Annotated in this window: 28 protein-coding genes; 8 read left to right on the top strand and 20 right to left on the bottom strand. The window is 40.3% G+C overall.

The genetic code is table 11. The annotated features are described in order from the left end of the window. Positions 1 to 1,153 precede the first annotated feature (1,153 nt). From rplQ to BW142_RS18115, 18 genes are all read right to left on the bottom strand, one after another. Positions 1,154 to 1,555 carry a 50S ribosomal protein L17 gene (gene rplQ / locus BW142_RS18200; protein ID WP_002959450.1) on the bottom strand — a complete coding sequence of 134 codons (402 nt, stop codon included), beginning with the start codon at positions 1,553 to 1,555 and terminating at the stop codon, positions 1,154 to 1,156. 39 nt (positions 1,556 to 1,594) lie between these two features. Next, positions 1,595 to 2,581, bottom strand: coding sequence for a DNA-directed RNA polymerase subunit alpha (gene rpoA, locus BW142_RS18195; RefSeq protein ID WP_002959452.1), 987 nt, complete (start codon positions 2,579 to 2,581; stop codon positions 1,595 to 1,597). Positions 2,582 to 2,605: 24 nt separating this feature from the next. Further along, positions 2,606 to 3,226 carry a 30S ribosomal protein S4 gene (gene rpsD / locus BW142_RS18190; protein WP_002959461.1) on the bottom strand — a complete coding sequence of 207 codons (621 nt, stop codon included), beginning with the start codon at positions 3,224 to 3,226 and terminating at the stop codon, positions 2,606 to 2,608. Positions 3,227 to 3,247: 21 nt separating this feature from the next. Beyond that, positions 3,248 to 3,634, bottom strand: coding sequence for a 30S ribosomal protein S11 (rpsK, locus tag BW142_RS18185; RefSeq protein WP_002959471.1), 387 nt, complete (start codon positions 3,632 to 3,634; stop codon positions 3,248 to 3,250). A 12-nt stretch (positions 3,635 to 3,646) separates the two neighbouring features. Continuing rightward, complete coding sequence (gene rpsM, locus BW142_RS18180) at positions 3,647 to 4,003, bottom strand: 30S ribosomal protein S13 (RefSeq protein ID WP_007584664.1); 357 nt, start codon at positions 4,001 to 4,003, stop codon at positions 3,647 to 3,649. Between the two features lie 124 nt (positions 4,004 to 4,127). Continuing rightward, positions 4,128 to 4,241, bottom strand: a complete 114-nt coding sequence (gene rpmJ, locus BW142_RS18175; protein ID WP_002959476.1) for a 50S ribosomal protein L36 — start codon at positions 4,239 to 4,241, stop codon at positions 4,128 to 4,130. Between the two features lie 22 nt (positions 4,242 to 4,263). Next, a complete protein-coding gene (gene secY / locus BW142_RS18170) occupies positions 4,264 to 5,592 on the bottom strand; it encodes a preprotein translocase subunit SecY (protein WP_024599499.1) in 1,329 nt (442 codons plus the stop codon). Positions 5,593 to 5,602: 10 nt separating this feature from the next. After that, a complete protein-coding gene (gene rplO / locus BW142_RS18165; RefSeq protein WP_002959480.1) occupies positions 5,603 to 6,037 on the bottom strand; it encodes a 50S ribosomal protein L15 in 435 nt (144 codons plus the stop codon). A gap of 4 nt (positions 6,038 to 6,041) precedes the next feature. Next, a complete protein-coding gene (gene rpmD / locus BW142_RS18160) occupies positions 6,042 to 6,224 on the bottom strand; it encodes a 50S ribosomal protein L30 (RefSeq protein WP_002959482.1) in 183 nt (60 codons plus the stop codon). A 2-nt stretch (positions 6,225 to 6,226) separates the two neighbouring features. Beyond that, positions 6,227 to 6,733: a 30S ribosomal protein S5 gene (gene rpsE, locus BW142_RS18155; RefSeq protein WP_002959485.1), complete on the bottom strand. Its 507-nt coding sequence runs from the start codon at positions 6,731 to 6,733 to the stop codon at positions 6,227 to 6,229. A 9-nt stretch (positions 6,734 to 6,742) separates the two neighbouring features. Beyond that, entirely contained in the window at positions 6,743 to 7,093 is a 351-nt protein-coding gene (gene rplR / locus BW142_RS18150; RefSeq protein ID WP_002959486.1) for a 50S ribosomal protein L18, read from the bottom strand. 9 nt (positions 7,094 to 7,102) lie between these two features. Next, on the bottom strand, positions 7,103 to 7,636 hold the full coding sequence (gene rplF, locus BW142_RS18145; protein WP_002959488.1) for a 50S ribosomal protein L6: 534 nt from the start codon (positions 7,634 to 7,636) through the stop codon (positions 7,103 to 7,105). Positions 7,637 to 7,649: 13 nt separating this feature from the next. Further along, the gene (gene rpsH / locus BW142_RS18140; protein ID WP_007584660.1) at positions 7,650 to 8,042 is read right to left on the bottom strand and encodes a 30S ribosomal protein S8; all 393 of its coding nucleotides are present in this window, start codon (positions 8,040 to 8,042) and stop codon (positions 7,650 to 7,652) included. A gap of 21 nt (positions 8,043 to 8,063) precedes the next feature. Then, positions 8,064 to 8,369 (bottom strand): 30S ribosomal protein S14, encoded by a 306-nt coding sequence (rpsN, locus tag BW142_RS18135; RefSeq protein ID WP_010554914.1) that lies wholly within the window; start codon positions 8,367 to 8,369, stop codon positions 8,064 to 8,066. A 10-nt stretch (positions 8,370 to 8,379) separates the two neighbouring features. Continuing rightward, entirely contained in the window at positions 8,380 to 8,919 is a 540-nt protein-coding gene (gene rplE / locus BW142_RS18130; protein ID WP_010554915.1) for a 50S ribosomal protein L5, read from the bottom strand. A 16-nt stretch (positions 8,920 to 8,935) separates the two neighbouring features. Beyond that, positions 8,936 to 9,250: a 50S ribosomal protein L24 gene (rplX, locus tag BW142_RS18125; protein ID WP_002959496.1), complete on the bottom strand. Its 315-nt coding sequence runs from the start codon at positions 9,248 to 9,250 to the stop codon at positions 8,936 to 8,938. A gap of 10 nt (positions 9,251 to 9,260) precedes the next feature. After that, a complete protein-coding gene (gene rplN, locus BW142_RS18120) occupies positions 9,261 to 9,629 on the bottom strand; it encodes a 50S ribosomal protein L14 (RefSeq protein WP_002959498.1) in 369 nt (122 codons plus the stop codon). Between the two features lie 273 nt (positions 9,630 to 9,902). After that, positions 9,903 to 11,873, bottom strand: coding sequence for an AsmA family protein (locus BW142_RS18115; RefSeq protein WP_076925850.1), 1,971 nt, complete (start codon positions 11,871 to 11,873; stop codon positions 9,903 to 9,905). A 233-nt stretch (positions 11,874 to 12,106) separates the two neighbouring features. On the opposite strand from BW142_RS18115, the gene BW142_RS18110 reads away from it, so the two are divergent. The 8 genes from BW142_RS18110 (at position 12,107) to BW142_RS18070 (ending at position 19,096) form a co-directional block, all read left to right on the top strand. Next, entirely contained in the window at positions 12,107 to 12,538 is a 432-nt protein-coding gene (locus BW142_RS18110; RefSeq protein WP_076925855.1) for a hypothetical protein, read from the top strand. An 8-nt stretch (positions 12,539 to 12,546) separates the two neighbouring features. Continuing rightward, positions 12,547 to 12,747, top strand: coding sequence for a helix-turn-helix transcriptional regulator (locus tag BW142_RS18105; protein WP_024599496.1), 201 nt, complete (start codon positions 12,547 to 12,549; stop codon positions 12,745 to 12,747). A 155-nt stretch (positions 12,748 to 12,902) separates the two neighbouring features. Beyond that, positions 12,903 to 14,066 carry a hypothetical protein gene (locus BW142_RS18100; protein WP_076925849.1) on the top strand — a complete coding sequence of 388 codons (1,164 nt, stop codon included), beginning with the start codon at positions 12,903 to 12,905 and terminating at the stop codon, positions 14,064 to 14,066. Between the two features lie 277 nt (positions 14,067 to 14,343). After that, positions 14,344 to 15,030, top strand: coding sequence for a TorF family putative porin (locus tag BW142_RS18090; protein WP_024591363.1), 687 nt, complete (start codon positions 14,344 to 14,346; stop codon positions 15,028 to 15,030). A 192-nt stretch (positions 15,031 to 15,222) separates the two neighbouring features. After that, complete coding sequence (locus tag BW142_RS18085; protein ID WP_076925848.1) at positions 15,223 to 15,936, top strand: YIP1 family protein; 714 nt, start codon at positions 15,223 to 15,225, stop codon at positions 15,934 to 15,936. A 55-nt stretch (positions 15,937 to 15,991) separates the two neighbouring features. Beyond that, positions 15,992 to 17,158 (top strand): efflux RND transporter periplasmic adaptor subunit, encoded by a 1,167-nt coding sequence (locus tag BW142_RS18080; protein WP_076925847.1) that lies wholly within the window; start codon positions 15,992 to 15,994, stop codon positions 17,156 to 17,158. After that, positions 17,158 to 17,865 (top strand): ABC transporter ATP-binding protein, encoded by a 708-nt coding sequence (locus tag BW142_RS18075; protein ID WP_024599491.1) that lies wholly within the window; start codon positions 17,158 to 17,160, stop codon positions 17,863 to 17,865. Before BW142_RS18080 ends, BW142_RS18075 begins: the two co-directional genes overlap by 1 nt. After that, positions 17,858 to 19,096, top strand: a complete 1,239-nt coding sequence (locus tag BW142_RS18070) for an ABC transporter permease (RefSeq protein ID WP_076925846.1) — start codon at positions 17,858 to 17,860, stop codon at positions 19,094 to 19,096. The genes BW142_RS18075 and BW142_RS18070 overlap by 8 nt, the downstream gene beginning before the upstream one ends. 12 nt (positions 19,097 to 19,108) lie before the next feature. On the opposite strand, the gene BW142_RS18065 is transcribed toward BW142_RS18070, so the two are convergent. Both BW142_RS18065 and BW142_RS18060 read right to left on the bottom strand, forming a co-directional pair. Beyond that, positions 19,109 to 19,438: a hypothetical protein gene (locus BW142_RS18065; RefSeq protein ID WP_076925845.1), complete on the bottom strand. Its 330-nt coding sequence runs from the start codon at positions 19,436 to 19,438 to the stop codon at positions 19,109 to 19,111. Beyond that, positions 19,435 to 19,746, bottom strand: coding sequence for a Bor family protein (locus BW142_RS18060; RefSeq protein WP_024599488.1), 312 nt, complete (start codon positions 19,744 to 19,746; stop codon positions 19,435 to 19,437). The genes BW142_RS18065 and BW142_RS18060 overlap by 4 nt, the downstream gene beginning before the upstream one ends. Positions 19,747 to 19,860: the final 114 nt, after the last annotated feature.

Genomic DNA, 19,860 nt, shown 5'->3' with positions numbered 1-19,860 from the left:
CGCCAGCGTTCAATCTGAGCCATGATCAAACTCTTCAATTAAAAAGTTTTATGTCTTTCGACAGCTCAATGAATTCTGAATTTATTTTAATATCTTTCGATATTGAATTGACTGTGCCGAATAATTATCGAAATAACTATTCTGTTGGTCACTCAGTTTTCAATTGAGACTCTAATTTGTTTGCCTCGCTACTTGCTCAATAAAGAACGAAGTAGGTTGGCTGTTAGAACTCAATCTGTACGAGTGCCCACACAGATGATTGCTTTATATTGTTAAAGAACGTTGCGGTTAAAGTTAAACTTTATCTCGCTAGGGCTGCGCATATTACGCTTTCCTATTTTTTTGTCAACACTTAAGTTTAAACTTTCTAAAAAGATTCAAACTTAAATTTTACTTAACACCCTGAGTTGTTCGTGCCTCGCTATGCGTTGGCGTTTCCCGTCTCAGTGGGGTCGCATTATAGGGAGATCCGAAAACAGATCAACCCTTTTTTGAAGAAAACTTGAAATAATGTGCTGTTCGCTGAGTATTTGAGCTAAACGCTCAAAAACACAACTAAACTACCAATGTTAATAGGTTCTTATAGCTATTTGAAATGAAAATTATGATAACTACTAACAGGTAGAGATATATTTCGATCACCTATGTGGAAAAACTAACCAATAGAGTAAGAGTCGTATTGCTATAAATCATTTAAATTAATCAAAAGCGGATAATTGGATTGATCAGGCTATATTTAATAATAGTTTTACATATTTAAGAAGGAAGTTTGCATGGGCCATAATAGTTAACTTTACTATGAGGTTCTTAGTACCGGTCTATAGATAAGAGAGACCACGTTATATTTTCTAATCAGATCTATAAGTAAAAAGTTCGTTAGGCTTGCTTTATTTGTAGCTCAATTCGCAGCGGTATTATTAATAGCTGTAAATCACATATATAGTGGAAATGATCTTTGACTAGAATCTGATAGGCTATTTTGAATGAATGGTAAGTGAAGAGTAATTGGGTAGAGCTATTAAAGCAGCTGTCAAAACAACTTATCAATTCAGTATGTACTCACAATAGAAGGTAATTACTGGTTCATATAGTTTGACAAATTTTAGACAAGAAAAAGCCGAGCATAAGCTCGGCTTTTAGGTTTCTTTAAGACTTACTCTGCAGACTGTGCGTCTTCTTGAACTGCTTCGCTAGTCGCTGGGCGACCAACTAGTTCAATATAAGCCATTGGTGCATTATCACCAGTACGGAAGCCACACTTAAGAATACGAGTGTAACCACCTGGACGATCCGCGTTACGTGGACCGATTTCACTGAATAACTTACCAACAACTTCATTATCACGCGTGCGAGCAAACGCTAAACGGCGATTTGCTACACTGTCAGTCTTAGCCAGTGTGATTAAAGGTTCAATTACACGACGTAACTCTTTCGCTTTAGGCAAAGTAGTTTTGATGATTTCATGTTTCACCAAAGAACCTGCCATATTGCTAAACATCGCTTTACGATGGCTACTGTTACGGTTTAATTGACGACCACTCTTACGATGGCGCATGACCCTATCCTTCTAACTAAACTAATATAGTGATTTAGATTATTCAGCTAAACTTGCAGGTGGCCAATTTTCTAGGCGCATGCCCAGAGAAAGTCCACGTGAAGCTAGCACGTCTTTAATTTCAGTTAGAGACTTCTTACCTAAATTAGGCGTTTTAAGAAGCTCAACTTCAGTGCGCTGAACTAAATCACCGATATATTGAATTTGCTCGGCTTTCAAACAATTTGCTGAGCGTACTGTTAATTCAAGATCATCAACTGGACGAAGTAGAATAGGATCGAATTCTGGCTTCTCTTCTTTCTCTTCTGGCTCAGTTACATCACGTAAATCTACGAATGCATCTAATTGCTCAGCTAAGATAGTAGACGCACGGCGGATCGCTTCTTCTGGATCTAAAGTGCCGTTTGTTTCCATATCAATGATTAACTTGTCTAAATCTGTACGTTGCTCAACTCGAGCTGATTCAACCGAGTACGCAATACGTTCAACTGGGCTAAATGATGCATCAAGCAACAATCTACCAATTGGACGCTCATCGTCATCAGAGGATAAACGACTAGATGCCGGCACATAACCACGACCGCGTTCAACACGAATACGCATGCTGATCTCGCTGTTATTTGTAGTTAAATTACAAATAACGTGATCTGGATTAGCAATTGTTACATCGCCATCGTGCTGAATATCAGCCGCAGTAACAGGGCCTACACCAGATTTAGTCAGGGTCAGAAAAACTTCATCTTTGCCTTCTAACGTTACTGCTAAACCCTTAAGGTTTAATAGTATTTCAATGATGTCTTCTTGAACGCCTTCTTTCGCGCTGTACTCATGTAAAACACCGTCGATTTCAACTTCAGTTACTGCACATCCAGGCATAGATGAAAGTAATATACGGCGTAAAGCATTACCCAGAGTATGACCAAAGCCACGCTCTAATGGTTCTAAAACTATTTTAGAACGCGTTGGGTTGATAGCGTCGATGTCGACTAACCTTGGTTTTAGAAATTCTGTAACAGAACCCTGCATGTTATCCTCTCTTAACTCTTAACTTTACTTAGAGTAAAGTTCGACGATTAGTTGTTCATTAATGTCCGCAGACAAATCTGAACGCTCAGGTAGGCGCTTGAAGCTGCCTTCCAGTTTCTTACCGTCAACTTCAACCCAAGTCGGCTTTTCACGTTGCTCAGCCAACTCTAGAGCAGCGATGATACGTGCTTGTGTCTTAGACTTCTCACGGATTACAACAGTATCTTCTGGAGTAATTACGTATGAAGGAATGTTCACAACACGACCATTAACTAGAATCGCTTTATGGCTTACTAACTGGCGTGCTTCAGCACGTGTGCTAGCAAAACCCATGCGATATACAACATTGTCTAAACGTTGCTCTAAAAGCTGTAACAAGTTTTCACCTGTGTTGCCTTTAAGGCGAGCAGCTTCTTTGTAGTAGTTACGGAATTGCTTTTCTAATACACCGTAGATACGACGTACTTTTTGCTTTTCACGTAATTGTAAACCGTAATCAGATAAGCGACCTTTACGAGCGCCGTGCTGACCAGGTGCAGTCTCAAGTTTACACTTAGAGTCGATAGCTCTTACGCCGCTCTTAAGGAACAGGTCAGTACCTTCACGACGACTCAGCTTGAGCTTAGGGCCCAAATATCTTGCCATGTTATTTCTCCTAACCTATTGTTAAACGCGACGTTTCTTCGGTGGACGACAACCATTATGTGGTATTGGCGTCACGTCAGTTATGTTGGTAATACGGTAACCAGCAGCATTCAAAGCACGTACAGCAGATTCACGACCTGGACCTGGACCTTTGATGAAAACTTCTAGATTTTTTAAACCGTATTCTTGAGCAGCAGTACCTGCACGCTCTGCAGCAACCTGAGCAGCAAATGGTGTAGATTTACGTGAACCACGGAAACCTGAACCACCGGCAGTAGCCCATGATAGTGCATTACCTTGACGGTCGGTAATCGTTACAATAGTGTTGTTGAAAGACGCATGAACATGAGCCATACCATCAGCAACTTGTTTTTTAACCTTTTTACGACGAATTGGTGTCTTAGCCATAATACTATCCCCTTATCGCTTAATAGGCTTACGAGGACCCTTGCGGGTGCGCGCGTTAGTCTTAGTTCTTTGACCACGTAGTGGTAAAGAGCGACGGTGACGTAGGCCACGATAACAACCAAGGTCCATAAGGCGCTTGATATTTAAAGTAACTTCACGACGAAGATCACCTTCAACAGTGTACTTGCCAACTGCATCACGCAGTACGTCAAGAATTTCGTCTGAAAGTTCACCGATTTTTGTGGTTTCGGCGATACCAGTCGCTACTAAGATAGCCTTAGAGCGAGTCTTACCTATGCCATAAATAGCTGTTAAACCAATAACTGCATGTTTATGATCAGGGACGTTAATGCCAGCAATACGGGCCACTAACACATCTCCTATATTCGAATTTGGTAATCATCTGTTTGAAAAGCCCGTAAGGATACTCAAACGAAGACCAAATTACTACTAAAAACACAGGCCGAGAAAACTCAGCCTGCACGCTGTTTACTTAACCTTGCCTTTGCTTATGCTTAGGCTCACTGCAAATTACGCGTACTACACCAGCACGTTTAATAACTTTACAGTTACGGCATATTTTCTTAACGGAAGCACGTACTTTCATTGCTCAACTCCGTAAACTGACCTTATCGACCGTAGCCTTTAAGGTTCGCTTTTTTCAGCACAGAATCATACTGATGAGACATCAGGTGAGTCTGTACTTGTGCCATAAAGTCCATGATCACTACAACGATAATCAAAACTGATGTACCGCCGAAGTAGAATGGCGTTTGCCACGCCATCGTCATGAATTCAGGCACCAGACAGATAAAGGTTATATACAAAGCACCTGCCAATGTCAGGCGTGTCATCACTTTATCAATGTATTTAGATGTCTGCTCACCTGGACGAATACCTGGGATAAATGCGCCAGATTTCTTAAGGTTATCTGCAGTTTCACGTGGGTTAAACACCAACGCTGTATAGAAAAAGCAGAAGAAGATAATAGCCGCAGCTAAAACAAGCGAGTACAACGGCTGACCTGGGGTCAACGTAGTAGCAACAGCTTGTAATACATCAGCGACTGGACCTTCACCTTGGCCGAACCAGCTGGCAATTGTACCAGGGAACAGAATTATACTGCTAGCGAAGATTGGTGGAATAACACCCGCCATATTTACTTTTAGTGGTAAATGCGTGCTTTGGGCAGCAAATACTTGACGACCTTGTTGGCGTTTCGCGTAGTTAACAACAATACGACGTTGCCCACGTTCGAAAAACACTACAAGATAAGTAACAGCGAATACGATTACCGCAACCATCAACAGTACAAAAACATTCAAATCACCTTGGCGCGCCATTTCGACTGTCGAACCAATAGCAGACGGCAAGTTAGCTACAATACCAACAAATATTAGAACAGAGATACCGTTACCGATACCGCGCTCTGTTATTTGTTCACCCAACCACATAAGGAACATAGTACCAGTAACTAAACTCACCACTGCGGTGAAATAGAAACCCATACCAGGGTTAACAACTAACCCCTCCATCATGCCCGGTAAGCTAGAAGCAATACCGATTGATTGAATAGTAGCTAGCACAAGCGTGCCATAGCGTGTGTACTGGCTAATTTTTTTACGCCCTTGCTCACCTTCTTTCTTAAGCTCTATAAACGGAGGATACATATGCGTTAATAGTTGCGTAATAATCGAAGCCGAGATATACGGCATAATACCCAGTGCTAACACTGAAGCTCGCTCAAGAGCACCACCACTGAACATGTTGAACATCTCAACAATGGTGCCCTTTTGTTGCTCGAAGAAATCGGCAAGTACAGCGGCGTCAATCCCAGGGATCGGCACAAATGAACCTAGACGGTAAATTATGATAGCACCCAATACGAAGAGTAATCGGCGCTTCAATTCCGAAAGTCCACCTTGTGCACTTTGTGTATCTTGACCTGGTTTAGCCATTAGTACTTCCTTAGTCTTCTACCTTGCCTCCGGCAGCTTCAATAGCTTCGCGAGCACCTTTAGAGGCTTTAAGGCCTTTAACGGTAACAGCGCGTGAAACTTCGCCAGATTTAACAACTTTAACGAAAAGAACGTTCTTTTTAACTAGACCAGCTGCTTGTAACGCGCTTAGGTCTACCACATCGCCTTCAACTTTAGCGATTTCAAAAAGGTTTATTTCTGCAGATACTAAAGATTTGCGAGAAGTAAAACCAAATTTAGGTAGACGACGTTGCATAGGCATTTGACCGCCTTCAAAACCAACGCGTACTTTGCCGCCAGAACGTGATTTTTGACCTTTGTGACCACGACCGCCAGTCTTACCTAGACCAGAACCGATACCACGACCAACACGTTTTGGAGCAGTTTTTGAACCTGCAGCAGGTGAAAGTGTATTCAAATGCATCGAATTAACCCTCTACCTTAACCATGTAAGAAACCTTGTTTATCATACCACGTACACATGCTGTGTCTTCTAACTCAACAGTGTGGTTGATACGACGTAAACCAAGACCGCGTAATGTAGCTTTATGTTTCGGTAAACGACCGATAGAGCTTTTTACTTGTGTTACTTTTACAGTTTGATTTGCCATGGTTACCCCAGTATTTCGTCTACGCGAAGGCCACGTTTTGCAGCGATTGACTGTGGAGAATTCATATTCTCAAGAGCCGAAATCGTTGCACGTACCACGTTGATTGGGTTAGTAGAACCGTAACATTTAGAAAGTACGTTCTGCACACCAGTCACTTCAAGTACTGCACGCATAGCACCACCTGCAATGATACCAGTACCTTCAGATGCTGGTTTCATGAACACTAGTGAGCCAGCATGACGTCCCTTAACAGGATGCTGTAATGTGTTGCCATTTAGGTCTACGTTGATCATGTTACGACGTGCTTTTTCCATTGCTTTTTGAATAGCAGCTGGAACTTCACGTGCTTTACCATAACCAAAACCTACTTTACCTGCGCCATCACCAACTACAGTTAGTGCAGTAAAGCTAAAGATACGACCACCTTTAACTACTTTAGACACACGGTTCACCGCGATTAGCTTTTCAGCTAGATCAGGCTGTTGTTGCTTTGCTTCTACGTTAGCCATAGTCTACTCCTAGAATTGCAAACCGGCTTCACGCGCAGCATCAGCTAGCGCCTTCACACGGCCGTGATATTTAAAGCCACTGCGATCAAAAGCAATCTTTTCGATGCCTTTGTCAGCCGCACGTTCAGCAACCGCTTTGCCAACTGCTTGCGCAGCTTCAACGTTACCGGTGCCTTTAACTGTTTCGCTAATAGCCTTTTCAACAGTAGAAGCAGCAGCCAGTACATTACCCTCAGCATTTACAACTTGAGCGTAGATGTGACGTGGCGTGCGGTGGATAACAAGACGCGTTGTGCCTTGTTCAATATAATTTCTACGAGTGCGTTTAGCACGACGTAGACGAGCTGTTTTTTTATCCATCGTCTTACCTTACTTCTTCTTAGCCTCTTTACGGCGTACATTCTCATCTGAATAACGAACACCCTTACCTTTATAAGGCTCAGGTTTACGGTATGCACGAATGTTAGCAGCTGTTTGACCAACTAACTGCTTGTCTACGCCCTTAACTAGAACTTCTGTTTGGCTTGGAGTTTCAATCGTAATTCCTTCAGGAACTGCGAAATTAACTGGGTGTGAGAAGCCAAGAGTTAAATCTAATGTTTTACCCTTAGCTGCAGCACGGTAACCCACGCCTACTAACTGAAGTTTCTTCTCGTAACCTTCATGCGTACCAACAACCATGTTGTTGATTAGAGCGCGAGCAGTACCTGCTTGAGCCCATGCATTCGCTACGCCATCACGAGGTAAAGTAGTAATAACGTTGTCATTAACTTGTACTTCAACAGCGTTGTTGATAGTACGAGTAAGTTCACCGTTTTTGCCTTTAACTGTGATTTCCTGGCCTTTTAATGTAACTTCTACACCGGCAGGAACAGTAATTGGTGCCTTTGCTATGCGAGACATAGTTCCCCTCCGATTAAGCTACAAAACCAATGATTTCACCACCAACACCAGCACTACGTGCTGTGCGGTCTGTCATTAGGCCTTTAGAAGTTGATACGATAGCGATACCAAGACCACCCATTACCTTAGGTAATTGGTCACGTTTCTTATAGATACGTAGACCAGGGCGACTTACACGCTGGATATTTTCAATTACAGCTTTGCCTTCGAAGTACTTCAACTCGATAGAAAGCTCAGGTTTAGTTTCACCGTTAACGGCGAAATCTACGATATAACCTTCGTCTTTTAGTACTTTAGCTAATGCTACTTTCAGCTTTGAAGTTGGCATCGTTACAGATACTTTCTTCGCTGATTGACCGTTACGAATTCGTGTAAACAAATCCGCGATAGGATCTTGCAAGCTCATAGTCTTACTCCCATGATTCTATTACCAGCTAGCCTTTTTAAGGCCAGGAATTTCACCGCGCATAGCTGCTTCGCGAACTTTAATACGGCTCATGCCGAATTTGCGAAGGAAACCATGTGGGCGGCCCGTAATGTTACAACGATTACGTTGACGTGCAGGGCTAGAATCACGAGGTAAAGCTTGTAGCTTAAGTACCGCGTCCCAACGATCATCTTCAGATGTATTAACATCACTGATGATAGCTTTTAGTGCTGCGCGCTTTTCAGCGAACTGAGCAACTAGTTTTGTGCGCTTTGCTTCGCGCGCTTTCATAGAATTCTTTGCCATAACCCTACCCTTATTTCTTAAATGGGAAGTTAAACGCTTCTAACAACGCACGGCCTTCCTCATCAGATTTCGCAGAAGTAGTGATAGTAATATCCATACCGCGTACACGGTCTACTTTATCGTAATCGATTTCTGGGAAGATGATTTGTTCACGTACGCCCATGCTGTAGTTGCCACGTCCATCAAAAGACTTAGCACTTACGCCACGGAAGTCACGAATACGTGGGATAGCGATTGATACCAAACGCTCAAAAAAGTCCCACATACGCTCGCCGCGTAGGGTTACTTTACAACCAATCGGGTAACCTTCACGCACTTTGAAGCCAGCAACAGATTTGCGTGCTTTAGTGATTAGAGGTTTCTGACCAGAGATTGCTGCTAGATCCGCTACTGCGTTATCTAAAATCTTCTTGTCAGCTAGGGCTTCGCCCACGCCCATATTCAATGTGATCTTTTCGATCTGAGGGACTTGCATGACAGAGCTGAAACCAAACTTCTCTTGAAGTTCAGCAACTACTTTGTCTTTATATACTTCATGCAGTTTCGCCATCATTCTACTCCAACTATTAGATAGTTTTACCAGTAGATTTAAAGATACGTAATTTCTTACCATCTTCAATCTTGAAACCTACACGATCAGCTTTACTCGTTTCCGAGTTGAAGATCGCAACGTTTGATGCATCCATAGATGCTTCTTTCTCAACAATGCCGCCAGCTTGGTTCAATTGTGGAACCGGCTTTTGGTGTTTCTTGATCAAGTTTATGCCTTCGACAAAGATTCGACCAGATTCAGTAACAACTGAAAGCACTTTTCCGCGCTTACCTTTGTCTTTACCTGCTAGTACGATTACTTCGTCATCACGACGTATTTTTGCTGCCATGATTGGCTCCTTACAGTACTTCTGGGGCTAGTGAAACGATTTTCATGAACTTATCATTACGAAGTTCGCGAGTCACAGGGCCGAAAATACGTGTACCAATTGGCTGCAAGTTATCATTTAAGATAACAGCCGCGTTGCTGTCAAAACGGATCAGAGAACCATCTGGACGGCGAACACCTTTTCTGGTACGCACAACTACCGCGTTTTTAACATCACCTTTCTTCACTTTACCGCGAGGAATAGCTTCTTTTACAGAAACTTTAATGATGTCGCCAATCGCTGCGTAGCGACGGTGTGAACCACCAAGGACTTTTATACACTGCACTTTGCGAGCGCCGCTGTTATCAGCAACTTCCAGCTGAGTTTGCATTTGGATCATGTTAATGACCTCCGGTGTAGTAATTACAACGTGTCTAAAATTCGTTTGAAAATCAGACATTTCGATTAAATCCCAATCAAAAAACAAACGAGTTGTCTCTTAAGGGCGGGCAATTGTACCAGCATTGAGGGGGTAGTGATAGGTTATTTTTTAATTAATTTAGAGCGTACGGTTATTAAAGTTGAGTAATTACGGCTATGTAGCTATTTTACAGGTGGTTACAAAACAAACAAGGCACTATATAAGTGCCTTGTTTGTTTTAACTATAGATGATTAACCGAATAAACCTTTTAATTTATCTTTAATCTTATCCTTTGCTTTGTCTTTGGCTTTTTCTTTTGCCTCATCGACTTTTTGTTTAGCTTCATCTTTAAGCGCATTACCCACATCAAGCTTTATACCAACATCGTGGAAAGGCCCTTTTATACGTAGTGGTATTTTAAAACCAGTACTGTCATCAGTGGTTCCCTGTCCTTCGATTGATCCAACTATGCCTGTAACCAAACGGTAGTTAACCGCTGTTTGCGGTAAATCAACATCGCCTTCACCTGATATTCTTATGAGTGGGCTAATAAGTGATAAATCAGTATTTTTACCAACACCATTAGTAAAATTAAAACTACCAGTTAGTGCAGAGAAATCTGTTTGCTCAGATTCTTCAAATCCGGTATCCAGCCCTTCAGACGCTGCACCAAAGTTTCCTGAAATGAGTTCCTTACCTTTACGAACCATCTCAGCTATATTCGCACCTTTTACAGCCCCATCAGCAAACTCAAATCCAAGTTTTCCGTTAAGCGCACCAATAAACGACTTTTGACTTTGGCCAGTTGTGTTTAGGTTCCAATTTAAAGAACCCTTACCCATTAGCTTGTCAAAACCTGCCGCATCAGTTAATAAAGGCTGTGCATCTATACCAGCTAAGTCAAAGTTAGTTGATATTTTATAAGGCACTTGTTGTGCGTTTACATTGATAACCCCTTTACCTGACCCTTCATAAGCAGAAAAGCTATCTAAGCTTAGTTTTGCAACGCTATTTTTTAAAGCAACAGTAAATTGATTTGCGCCCAACTTAATATCGTTAGCTTTTAATCCACTTGAACGAATAACTACATTCGCATCTAGTGAATTTAACGCACTTAGATCAATTTTAGTGTCATCCCATACTATTGGCTCTGCAGGTTTATCATTTTGCTCTACTGGCTCTTCTTGTTTTGCTACTGCTTCAGGTAGGTACGGATTTAAATCAAGCATACCTAAATCAATATCAGCATTTACAGTTAAACGCTTACCTAGGTTAAGCTCGCTCTTACCTTTTATTTCCAATGCGTCTAACGTCGCAACTAAATCTTCTAAATTAAATTTCTCACCTGCTAGGTGCATTTTACCGTTTACACTAAATGCGTTAAAAGCATTATCTTTAGCGTCTAACTCTACACCTTGCCATTTCGCAATACGTTTAACAGACTCACCACTTAGTGCTAACTGACCTTTAATATCTTGGCCTTGCCCAGCGATGCTCCCTTCGAACGTTAGATCAACTAAACGAGAATCTAAGGTTTGTTTAACATTAAAAGTAGCACCTTCAATTGCTTTAGCAGGAGTATCTAATTTTATATCAAGCTCAAAACGCTCCTGCATATAAGTAATACCCCCTTTTACTTCTAATGTTTTACGAAGTGATGGAAGTAAAATAGCGAGTTCTAAATCACTAATTTGTTGCTTAGCACCTGTTAGACCATCTAGATAAGTAAATGTGCCGCCATAAATAGCAACCTCACCTAACTCAATATCAAAGTTATCTGGAAGCTTTATCGCTTCACCTGATTTGCTTTGCTCTTTAGGTTGTTCTGCAACTGCATCAAACAACTGCCAATTAGCTTTACCATTTTTGTCAGTTTCTAATAGGATATTTGGTTCGTTTATAACAAACTTATCTAATTTAAACTCACCACCAAATAATGAAAACCAAGGTATGTGTACAGCAAGCTGTTTCATACTCGCCATATCGGCGCGCGAACCTGATTCCATATTTGCAAAATGCACGTCGTTAAGTTCTAACTTTAATGCAGGGAATACGCTAAGTGTTTTATCACCTTTAATAGTAAGAGTGCGCCCAGTTGTTTGTTCTACCTGCTGCGACACTTTATTAAAAATAGTATCAGTAGGGATTAAAAACGGTGCGGCAACAATTAGTGCTATACATAATAAAAGTATTACACCTACAATTTTAAGTAAGGTTTTCATGATCGTCCTTTCAAACGTGCAAATAATGTTCTTATCATAGCTAGTGTTAGCCTTAAAATCATTGTAGTTGATGTAAAAAAGCCACTAAAACTACTTTACCTGTTCTATATGAATCTTTCCTGAAACATTTTGATACCTTTAGGTTACAAATAAGTATTGACCCGATGATACCCCAAGGTTACATTGATACCCAAAGGTTACAAAAAATAAAATACTATCACAGGATGAATACTATGAAACAACAGGATATTAAAACTGAAGAACAATTTATGGGTCAAAACATATGGATTAGTTTAAGCGCAGGGATAGTTTGTTTACTTCTCTGTGTTTACTCACTAATAAAACAAGATCAACATATTGGAGGGCTTTTAACTGTTGGAATGGGCGTTTTTTTTTATGTAGTTATAGTGATTATTTACCTCATTAAAGGGGGCTTTCCGTTAAAAATGTATTTTCAATACGCTTATAAAGATGAGTTTCTAAACACCATTGATACTAATGCCTATAAACATTTAAGTTTTGCATTTGTATTTTGCCTTCTTGGAGTTTTTTATAAAGGTGATGAAATAGCTAGCGAGGTCTCGCATGCAACTATGGCAATATTCTACCTAGGTATCATGCTCTTGGTATATGGCGCTTCATTGCTTTGGCAAAATCGTGATTAGGAGAGGAAATGCAAAATAACATAGCAAAGTATCGAAAAGAAGCCAGGCTTTCACAGCAAGAACTTGCTGATGCTATTAACGTGTCGCGCAAAACAATAAGTACCGTAGAAACAAACCGGTTTACGCCGTCGGTAATAATTGCTCTAAAAATAGCAAAGCATTTTAATACCTCAGTCGAAAGTCTCTTTGTACTGGATGAAAATGATTGATACATGTTAAAGCATTAGTCTCATTTTATTAGCAAAAATACTGATTTAGTCACTTCAATTGCAACGTATGGAGGACAGCGCTGTTGTTATTAGCGTAATTGCGCTAAAATAGACCAGCAAAAAAATATATATCTAAACCGGAGATTCTACAAGGCATGAAAAAACTGCTAATTTCACCGTCAAAAATGACGCTAGGCGAACAAGAAAATCAAATCTATCAGAACATTCTGAAGCAATCTTCAGAGTTAAGCCTTAACCTTATGGCCGTGAAAGTAGAAAACCACCCTGATGATTTTTTACCTTGGTGTTACGAATTGCTAAGTGCAAGCAGAGATCGTATGAACTACGATTTACTAGAGCCACAGCAGTTACCAGTACTTAAGAAGCTACACGATCAGCTTATTTCAGCTATCAGCTTTTTACAGGTTAAAACTTTACGTATTGCTCCGTGGCCTGTTGTAAGTGTATTTGTAGAACAACACAAAGATGTTATTGCACTTGATGAACAGCTTCGTTTGGTAGACTACATCAAAAGCATTCGTGAACAGTCTCTTAAAGATATGATTCCTGAAGACTTACTTACGTTTAGCGGTAAGCACATGGCATCACTTGATCCAAGCACATACAACTTTGACGTTGAATGGTTTGCATCTACAAAAAGTGCAAAGAGCTTCCATCAAATGCTTGGTGATTTACCAGGTGCTTTTGACGATGCACTAGTGAATATTCCACTTGAAGGTGATATTACTCAATACGAATATCAACAATTTGTTGCTGCTTATTCAAAAATATTCACCGACAACAACGAAAAACCAACACTTGCGCCTGCAACACGACTGCTTGCAATGCGTCGCCCTGATTTATTTACTCCGATTACAAATAATCGATTAGATGCATTATGTGGTGCCCTTGGTGTTTCTAAACTTAAAAATAGTGATTTTGAGCGTTACTGGCAAGATATCGTAAAAGGTATTCAAGCTATGTCATGGTACAAAATGGCTAAACCTAGTAATGAGTTAGAAGAACAATTGGTTGCTATTAAAGCATTAATTCCATGTTTCTTTCACTACGCTGATGCTAAAACACCAGATAACTCTAACTACATTAAACTGCTAACCAAGCCTAAACGTACTACAACTACTACAGGTAAAACTCAGCGTAGAGGTAAAGAGTCTGCAGAAATATTAGTAGACCGTGCACTTGCTGCTGACGATATTCCTGAGCATATTCGCAGTAAACGTGATTCAATTGTGAGTGAAGTACAAAAAGGTCGCAGCGTAAACGAAACAATTAGCCTTATGCGCACTATATTCGGTTAAAATCTTCTAATTTAGCCGTACTTTTATGGTGCGGCTAGGTTAATTTATGCACCAGCAATGTGCGCAATATCTTCCTTCATATTATCCCCCCATCCTATTCATAAAATTCAAGCTCATGTTTTTAATAAATAAAAAATAATTTTTAATAAAAAATAATGAAGCTGGCACATACAGTGCAATTATCCCGTTAGTTAAACAATAAAAAGCCGTCAGCCTAAAGGTTCCGATTACATAATAAAAACCTTGGCGAGCAAAAATCATATAACGGGAAATGGACATGCTAAAACTAAAAAAAACAATCGCTATCAGTGCTATAGCATTAATGGGCGCAACATCTTTAACGTCAACAGCCGTACATGCTGAAGTAACAGCAAACGCAGCGGCAACATCAAACTACTTATGGCGTGGTCAAGAGCAAACTGGGGGCGATGCAGCTATTTCAGGCGGTATTGATTATGCTAATGAATCGGGCTTTTATGCAGGTACTTGGGCTTCAAATGCATCGTGGGCAGATGAAATGACCTATGAGCTTGATTTATATGCAGGCTTTGGTGGCGACATTAACGAAAGCGTTAGCTATGATGTTGGCTATATTTATTACGCTTACCCAGATGCCGCTTCTGAAGCTGACGCAGATTTCTCTGAAATTTACGGTAGCATCAGTGTTGAAGGCTTTACCTTTGGTGCTTCAGTACTAGCAACATCAGCTGCAAGTGGTGATGGTACAGACTTTGGTGATTCACTTTACCTGACAGCTGACTACGGTTTTGCTGTTGGCAGTAACGGCACTGAAATGGCACTTCACTTAGGCCACTACTCTGGTGACTTTATTGGCGATGATAATATCTTAGATTACGGTGTATCAATTTCGAAAGATGGGTTCACTTTTGGTTTATCTGATACAGATATGGATGACTCAGATATTAAAGCTTACGTTGCTTATTCTGTAGACTTTAATTTATAAGAAAGAATGTGTTACTTGCTGCAACACGAAGGGCCTTTTGGCCCTTTTCTTATTTTTGAACAAGCCCCTTCACACCTGTTAACAAACCGTTACAATTGAATAAAAACAATACATACATTTTCCTTTATTCTATTACCTAGTCACTGGGCATTTATAACTGCCTAGCCATAAAATAGGTATAAAGGAATAATAATGAAATCACCTAACGCGTTTAGCGCCCTACTCGATATTTATATAAGTCCTAGTAAAGCTTTCAATGGTGTTGAACACGCCAGAGGTTGGTCATGGCTTGCTTTTATAGTCATGTCTTTAGTTTCAATGGCGAGTATTTATATTTTTTATTCCACTGTTGATATGCAGTTTTTGATTAATGAGCAAGTAGCAGCATCAACTATTGATGCGACGATTGGCGAGCAAAAAATGATTCGCCAAAGTATAGAGCAAAATGCAGAAGGCCAAGTATGGTTTGGTTTGTTTGGCGGCGTAATTGCGCTGGCTATCATGAATGCATTAATGGCACTTTATTATATGCTTGTGGCTAAACAGGATCCTGCATCAGAACATAGCTACGGAGCTTGGTATGGATTCTCTACCTGGACAATGATGCCAGTTGTTATTTCAAGCCTAGGAACAATTGCTCTTGTACTAAGTGCAAGTACAGATCAAATATCTCAACAAGCCGTATTTAGCTATGCATCCATTAACCAATTAATAATAGGACTTGAAATTGGCCATCCTTTTTATAGCTTATTAGAATCAATAAACTTGTTTAGCTTTTGGAGCATTGCGCTGGGAATGATCGGCTTAAAATGCTGGACTAATTTTTCAACTAACAAAGCACTCCTATTCTCTGCTCTTCCTTCAATTATTATTTTTGGTATTTGGGCAATCATTGCAGCAAGTTAACTCTTAAGTGGAGGTAGATACTAGCTCCACATTACTTAATTCACGGATAGATAAAATGAAAAAAGCAATAATCATCACACTCGCTGTAGGCGCATTTATAGCCCTAATTGTGTCAAAGCAAATTTCTGGCGATGAAAAACAAGCCGAAGTAAATATTGCTCAAGTAGAGCTTGGCGACATTGCTGACTCAATAATGGCTTCAGGTAATTTAGTTTTTAATACACAAGTGCAATTACGCTCTGAAGTGACAGGCCGAGTGGATAAAATATTTGTTCAAGAAGGCCAAGGAGTTAAACAAGGCGATATGTTAATGCGCCTTGATACAACTGCTTTTGAATCAGAAGTTACCCGTAGTAAAGCAATCCTTCGCGCCACAGAGATTGAAATTAAACATAGTAGAACACGCCTGACCAATCTAGAGCGACAACTTACAAGACAAAAAGACTTATACGATGTAGGTTTAGGTAATCAAGAAAGCTATGAGAACATTGAAAGCGCACGCGATCTAGCTAAAATCGATATTGAATCACGAATAGAGTCGTACAACCAAGCACAAGCGTCACTACAAATTGCGCAAGATCGCTTAAGTAAAAGTGTATTTAGAGCTCCAATGAGCGGCTTGCTTGCATCTGTAAATATTAAAGAAGGTGAAACCGTTATAGCCGGTACTACTAATATTATTGGCTCTGATTTAATGCTAGTAGCAGACCCAAGCGCTATTTTAGCCGAGCTACGTGTGGATGAAACTGACATTGCGAGTATTAAGCTTAACCAAAAAGCGAATATTTATGCGGCCGCATACCCTAATAAACCATTTAGTGGCACAGTAATCAATATTGGTACTTCAGCTAAAAACCAAGCCGGCTCTCAAGGTTTATCGTTTAAAGTAAAAGTATTACTCGATACTACTGAGCGCCAGCTATATGCAGGAATGAGTTGTAGAGCAGAGATCGCAACAAGTATTGCCGAAAATGGTTTAAAACTTCCAATAGAAGCAATCCATAAAGAAGACGATAAAACATTTGTATGGCGACTAAATAGTGATAATACAGTTAGCAAAATTGCCATAACTGTTGGAATATCATCTGATATAGAGCAAGCAATTACTGACGGCTTAAATGAAGGCGACAACATTGTTATTGGTCCTGCGCGCCCAGTAAGTCTTTTGACTGAAGGTGATGTGGTAAAACTTAAGTCAGATGCAGACAAGGAAGAAGCTTAATGTCTGCGGTAATCAAACTTGAGCATATTAATAAACAATACAAAATGGGCTCAGAGGTATTTAAAGCACTTGATGATGTAAACGTACATATAATGCAAAACGAGTACGTGGCGATTATAGGACCTTCTGGTTCAGGCAAGTCGACCTTAATGAACTTACTAGGTTGTTTAGATACACCCACCAGTGGCGAATACTACTTAAAAGACAAACTAGTAAAAAGTATGACCGAGACAGAGCTTGCTCATCAGCGTAATGAAAGCGTTGGGTTTATATTTCAAAGCTTTAATTTAATACCACGTGCAACCGCACTAGAAAATGTAATGCAGCCTTTAGTGTATCGCTTTATCCCTAGCAAACAGCGCAAGCAACAAGCCCTAGAAGCACTAAAACGGGTAGGTCTCGGTGATAAAGTTAATCATTTATCTAGCCAGCTATCGGGCGGGCAACGTCAACGGGTTGCTATTGCCCGCGCTTTAGTCACAAAACCACATATATTATTAGGAGATGAACCCACAGGTAATCTTGATAGTAAAACGACCCGCGAAATTATGGATTTGTTTGATGAGCTGCATAACGAAGGTCACACTATTATTTTAGTAACACATGAGCAAGAAATTGCCGATCATTGCCAACGCGTAATTCGTTTAGTCGACGGTAAAGTGGTAAGTGATGTAACTAAAGATGAAGGAATCAAGCAGCATGTTTAAATCAGCTCTTGCGATAATGGAAGGCACTAAAGCCGCTTTTTCAGCTATTAAAGCTAATGCAATGCGCAGCGCACTGACCTGTTTGGGCATTATTATTGGTGTTGCCGCCGTAGTTACTGTCGTTGCAGTAATGCAGGGTTTTACAAAGCAAATAAATGATCAATTTGCTGATATGTCGCCAGATGTAACAACAATAAAGCCTTACACCAGTATTGAACTCGAAATGGTTGGTAAAAATGCCAAGCTTACCTACGACGATTTTTTAGCTTTAAAGTCGCGTATAAAAGAAGCTGAAACGCTAACTGCCCTAATGTTTACCTGGCGTTTTTCGGGAGGGGCTGAGTATGGAAATAAAAGCCATTCATCGCGTGTAATAGGTACTGAGCAAGACTATCAAAAAGCGTATCGTACTTACCCTGAACTTGGCCGCTTTATTCGTGCCGAAGATGATGATAAACGTAGAAGAGTCGCATTTATCGGCCCTTCAATCATAGAAAAGCTAAACCTTCCTGAAAACCCAGTAGGTGAATATATAAAACTAGGTGGTGAATGGTTTAGGATTATTGGTGTTGCTGAAAAACAAGGTAGCTTATTTGGCTTTGACCAAGACGATTACATTAATATTCCAATTAGTACTATGAGTGCTTTAGAAGGCGGAAGTACACAAACTAATGTGCAAATTATGTTTAGGTTAAATGAAGGTACTAACGAAGAACAAGTGCTTGCAAAAATAACCCGTGTATTACGCCAACTACATAAACTAAAAGAGAAAGATGAAAACGACTTTGAATTTGAAACCGCTGAAAAATCTCGTGCCCAAATAGATAAATTTACCAGCAGTGCTACCGCTATTACTGCAGGTATTGTTGGCATTAGCTTACTCGTTGGCGGTATTGGTGTTATGAATATAATGCTCGTGTCGGTAACTGAACGCACACGCGTTATTGGTACATTAAAAGCACTAGGCGCAACGCCTGGCTTTATTATGCTGCAGTTTTTAGTTGAAGCCGTTGTGCTTTCACTCTTTGGTGGCTTAATAGGACTCATTATAGGGTATGGCGCCGCAGGGCTAATTTCATTCTTAGTCCCGAGTATGCCTGATGCATATATACCAGCATGGGCTGTAATACTATCGTTCGGATTTACATCAATGATTGGAATTATATTTGGTTTAGCCCCCGCAATTAAAGCAGCAAGACTAAACCCTATAGATGCACTACGTTACGAGTGATAGTGATAATAATTACTCAGCTTTAAATGGTACCTTATTACATTGTACTTCTACTGTTTTAGGGTACCAAGCTGGGCCGATTTGATTCACAACCACCTCAGCTAAACCATTAGTAAACGATTTATACGTATGAACGCTTTGCCACTCCCCTTGTGGGCAATGTGTTGTTAAATCTAACGGCTCTGTTCCCTCGTACAACGCAAGTGCAAAATTATGATGCCACTGTGAACTTTTTAGTGCTTTATTGCTTACTTTGCTCTGCATACCGTTATCAAAGTAAATATTTGTACATCCAGTTAAAATAATTAGTGTGCAACCGGCTGCAAATAACTTGATGCTCATAATGTCTCCCCTAGTACTTGCTCTTGGCACCACACTTTAATGGTATGGGGCGAGTATATTCCAAGCGTAATTAAACTCAGCGCTCCATCACTAAACGTTTGCTGTGACTGCATTTGAATAACCGGTGTATCTAAGCAAACTTGTTTTACATCTACCCGCTGCTCACCCACTAATCCCCATAAATAAAATGGGCGGCTATCCTCGTAGGTCGCTTTACTTGTAATTTTTGCGATAGCTTGTGGCTGAATGGTTACCGCAGAACAAGCACTGAGGCTTAATGCTATCGCCCCTATAATTAATGGTTTCATACTCTTCCTTATAAACTAAATACCAGTAAGGTAACTTTATAAGAGAACATAAAATATTAGCGTAAAAAGCTGTGGGGAATATGTAGAAACGCTATGAAGTTTTATACAGTTTAT

The organism is Pseudoalteromonas sp. EB27, from assembly GCF_001974875.1.
In the GTDB taxonomy this organism is placed as follows: domain Bacteria; phylum Pseudomonadota; class Gammaproteobacteria; order Enterobacterales; family Alteromonadaceae; genus Pseudoalteromonas.
This window is presented reverse-complemented; position numbering and strand designations above follow the sequence as displayed.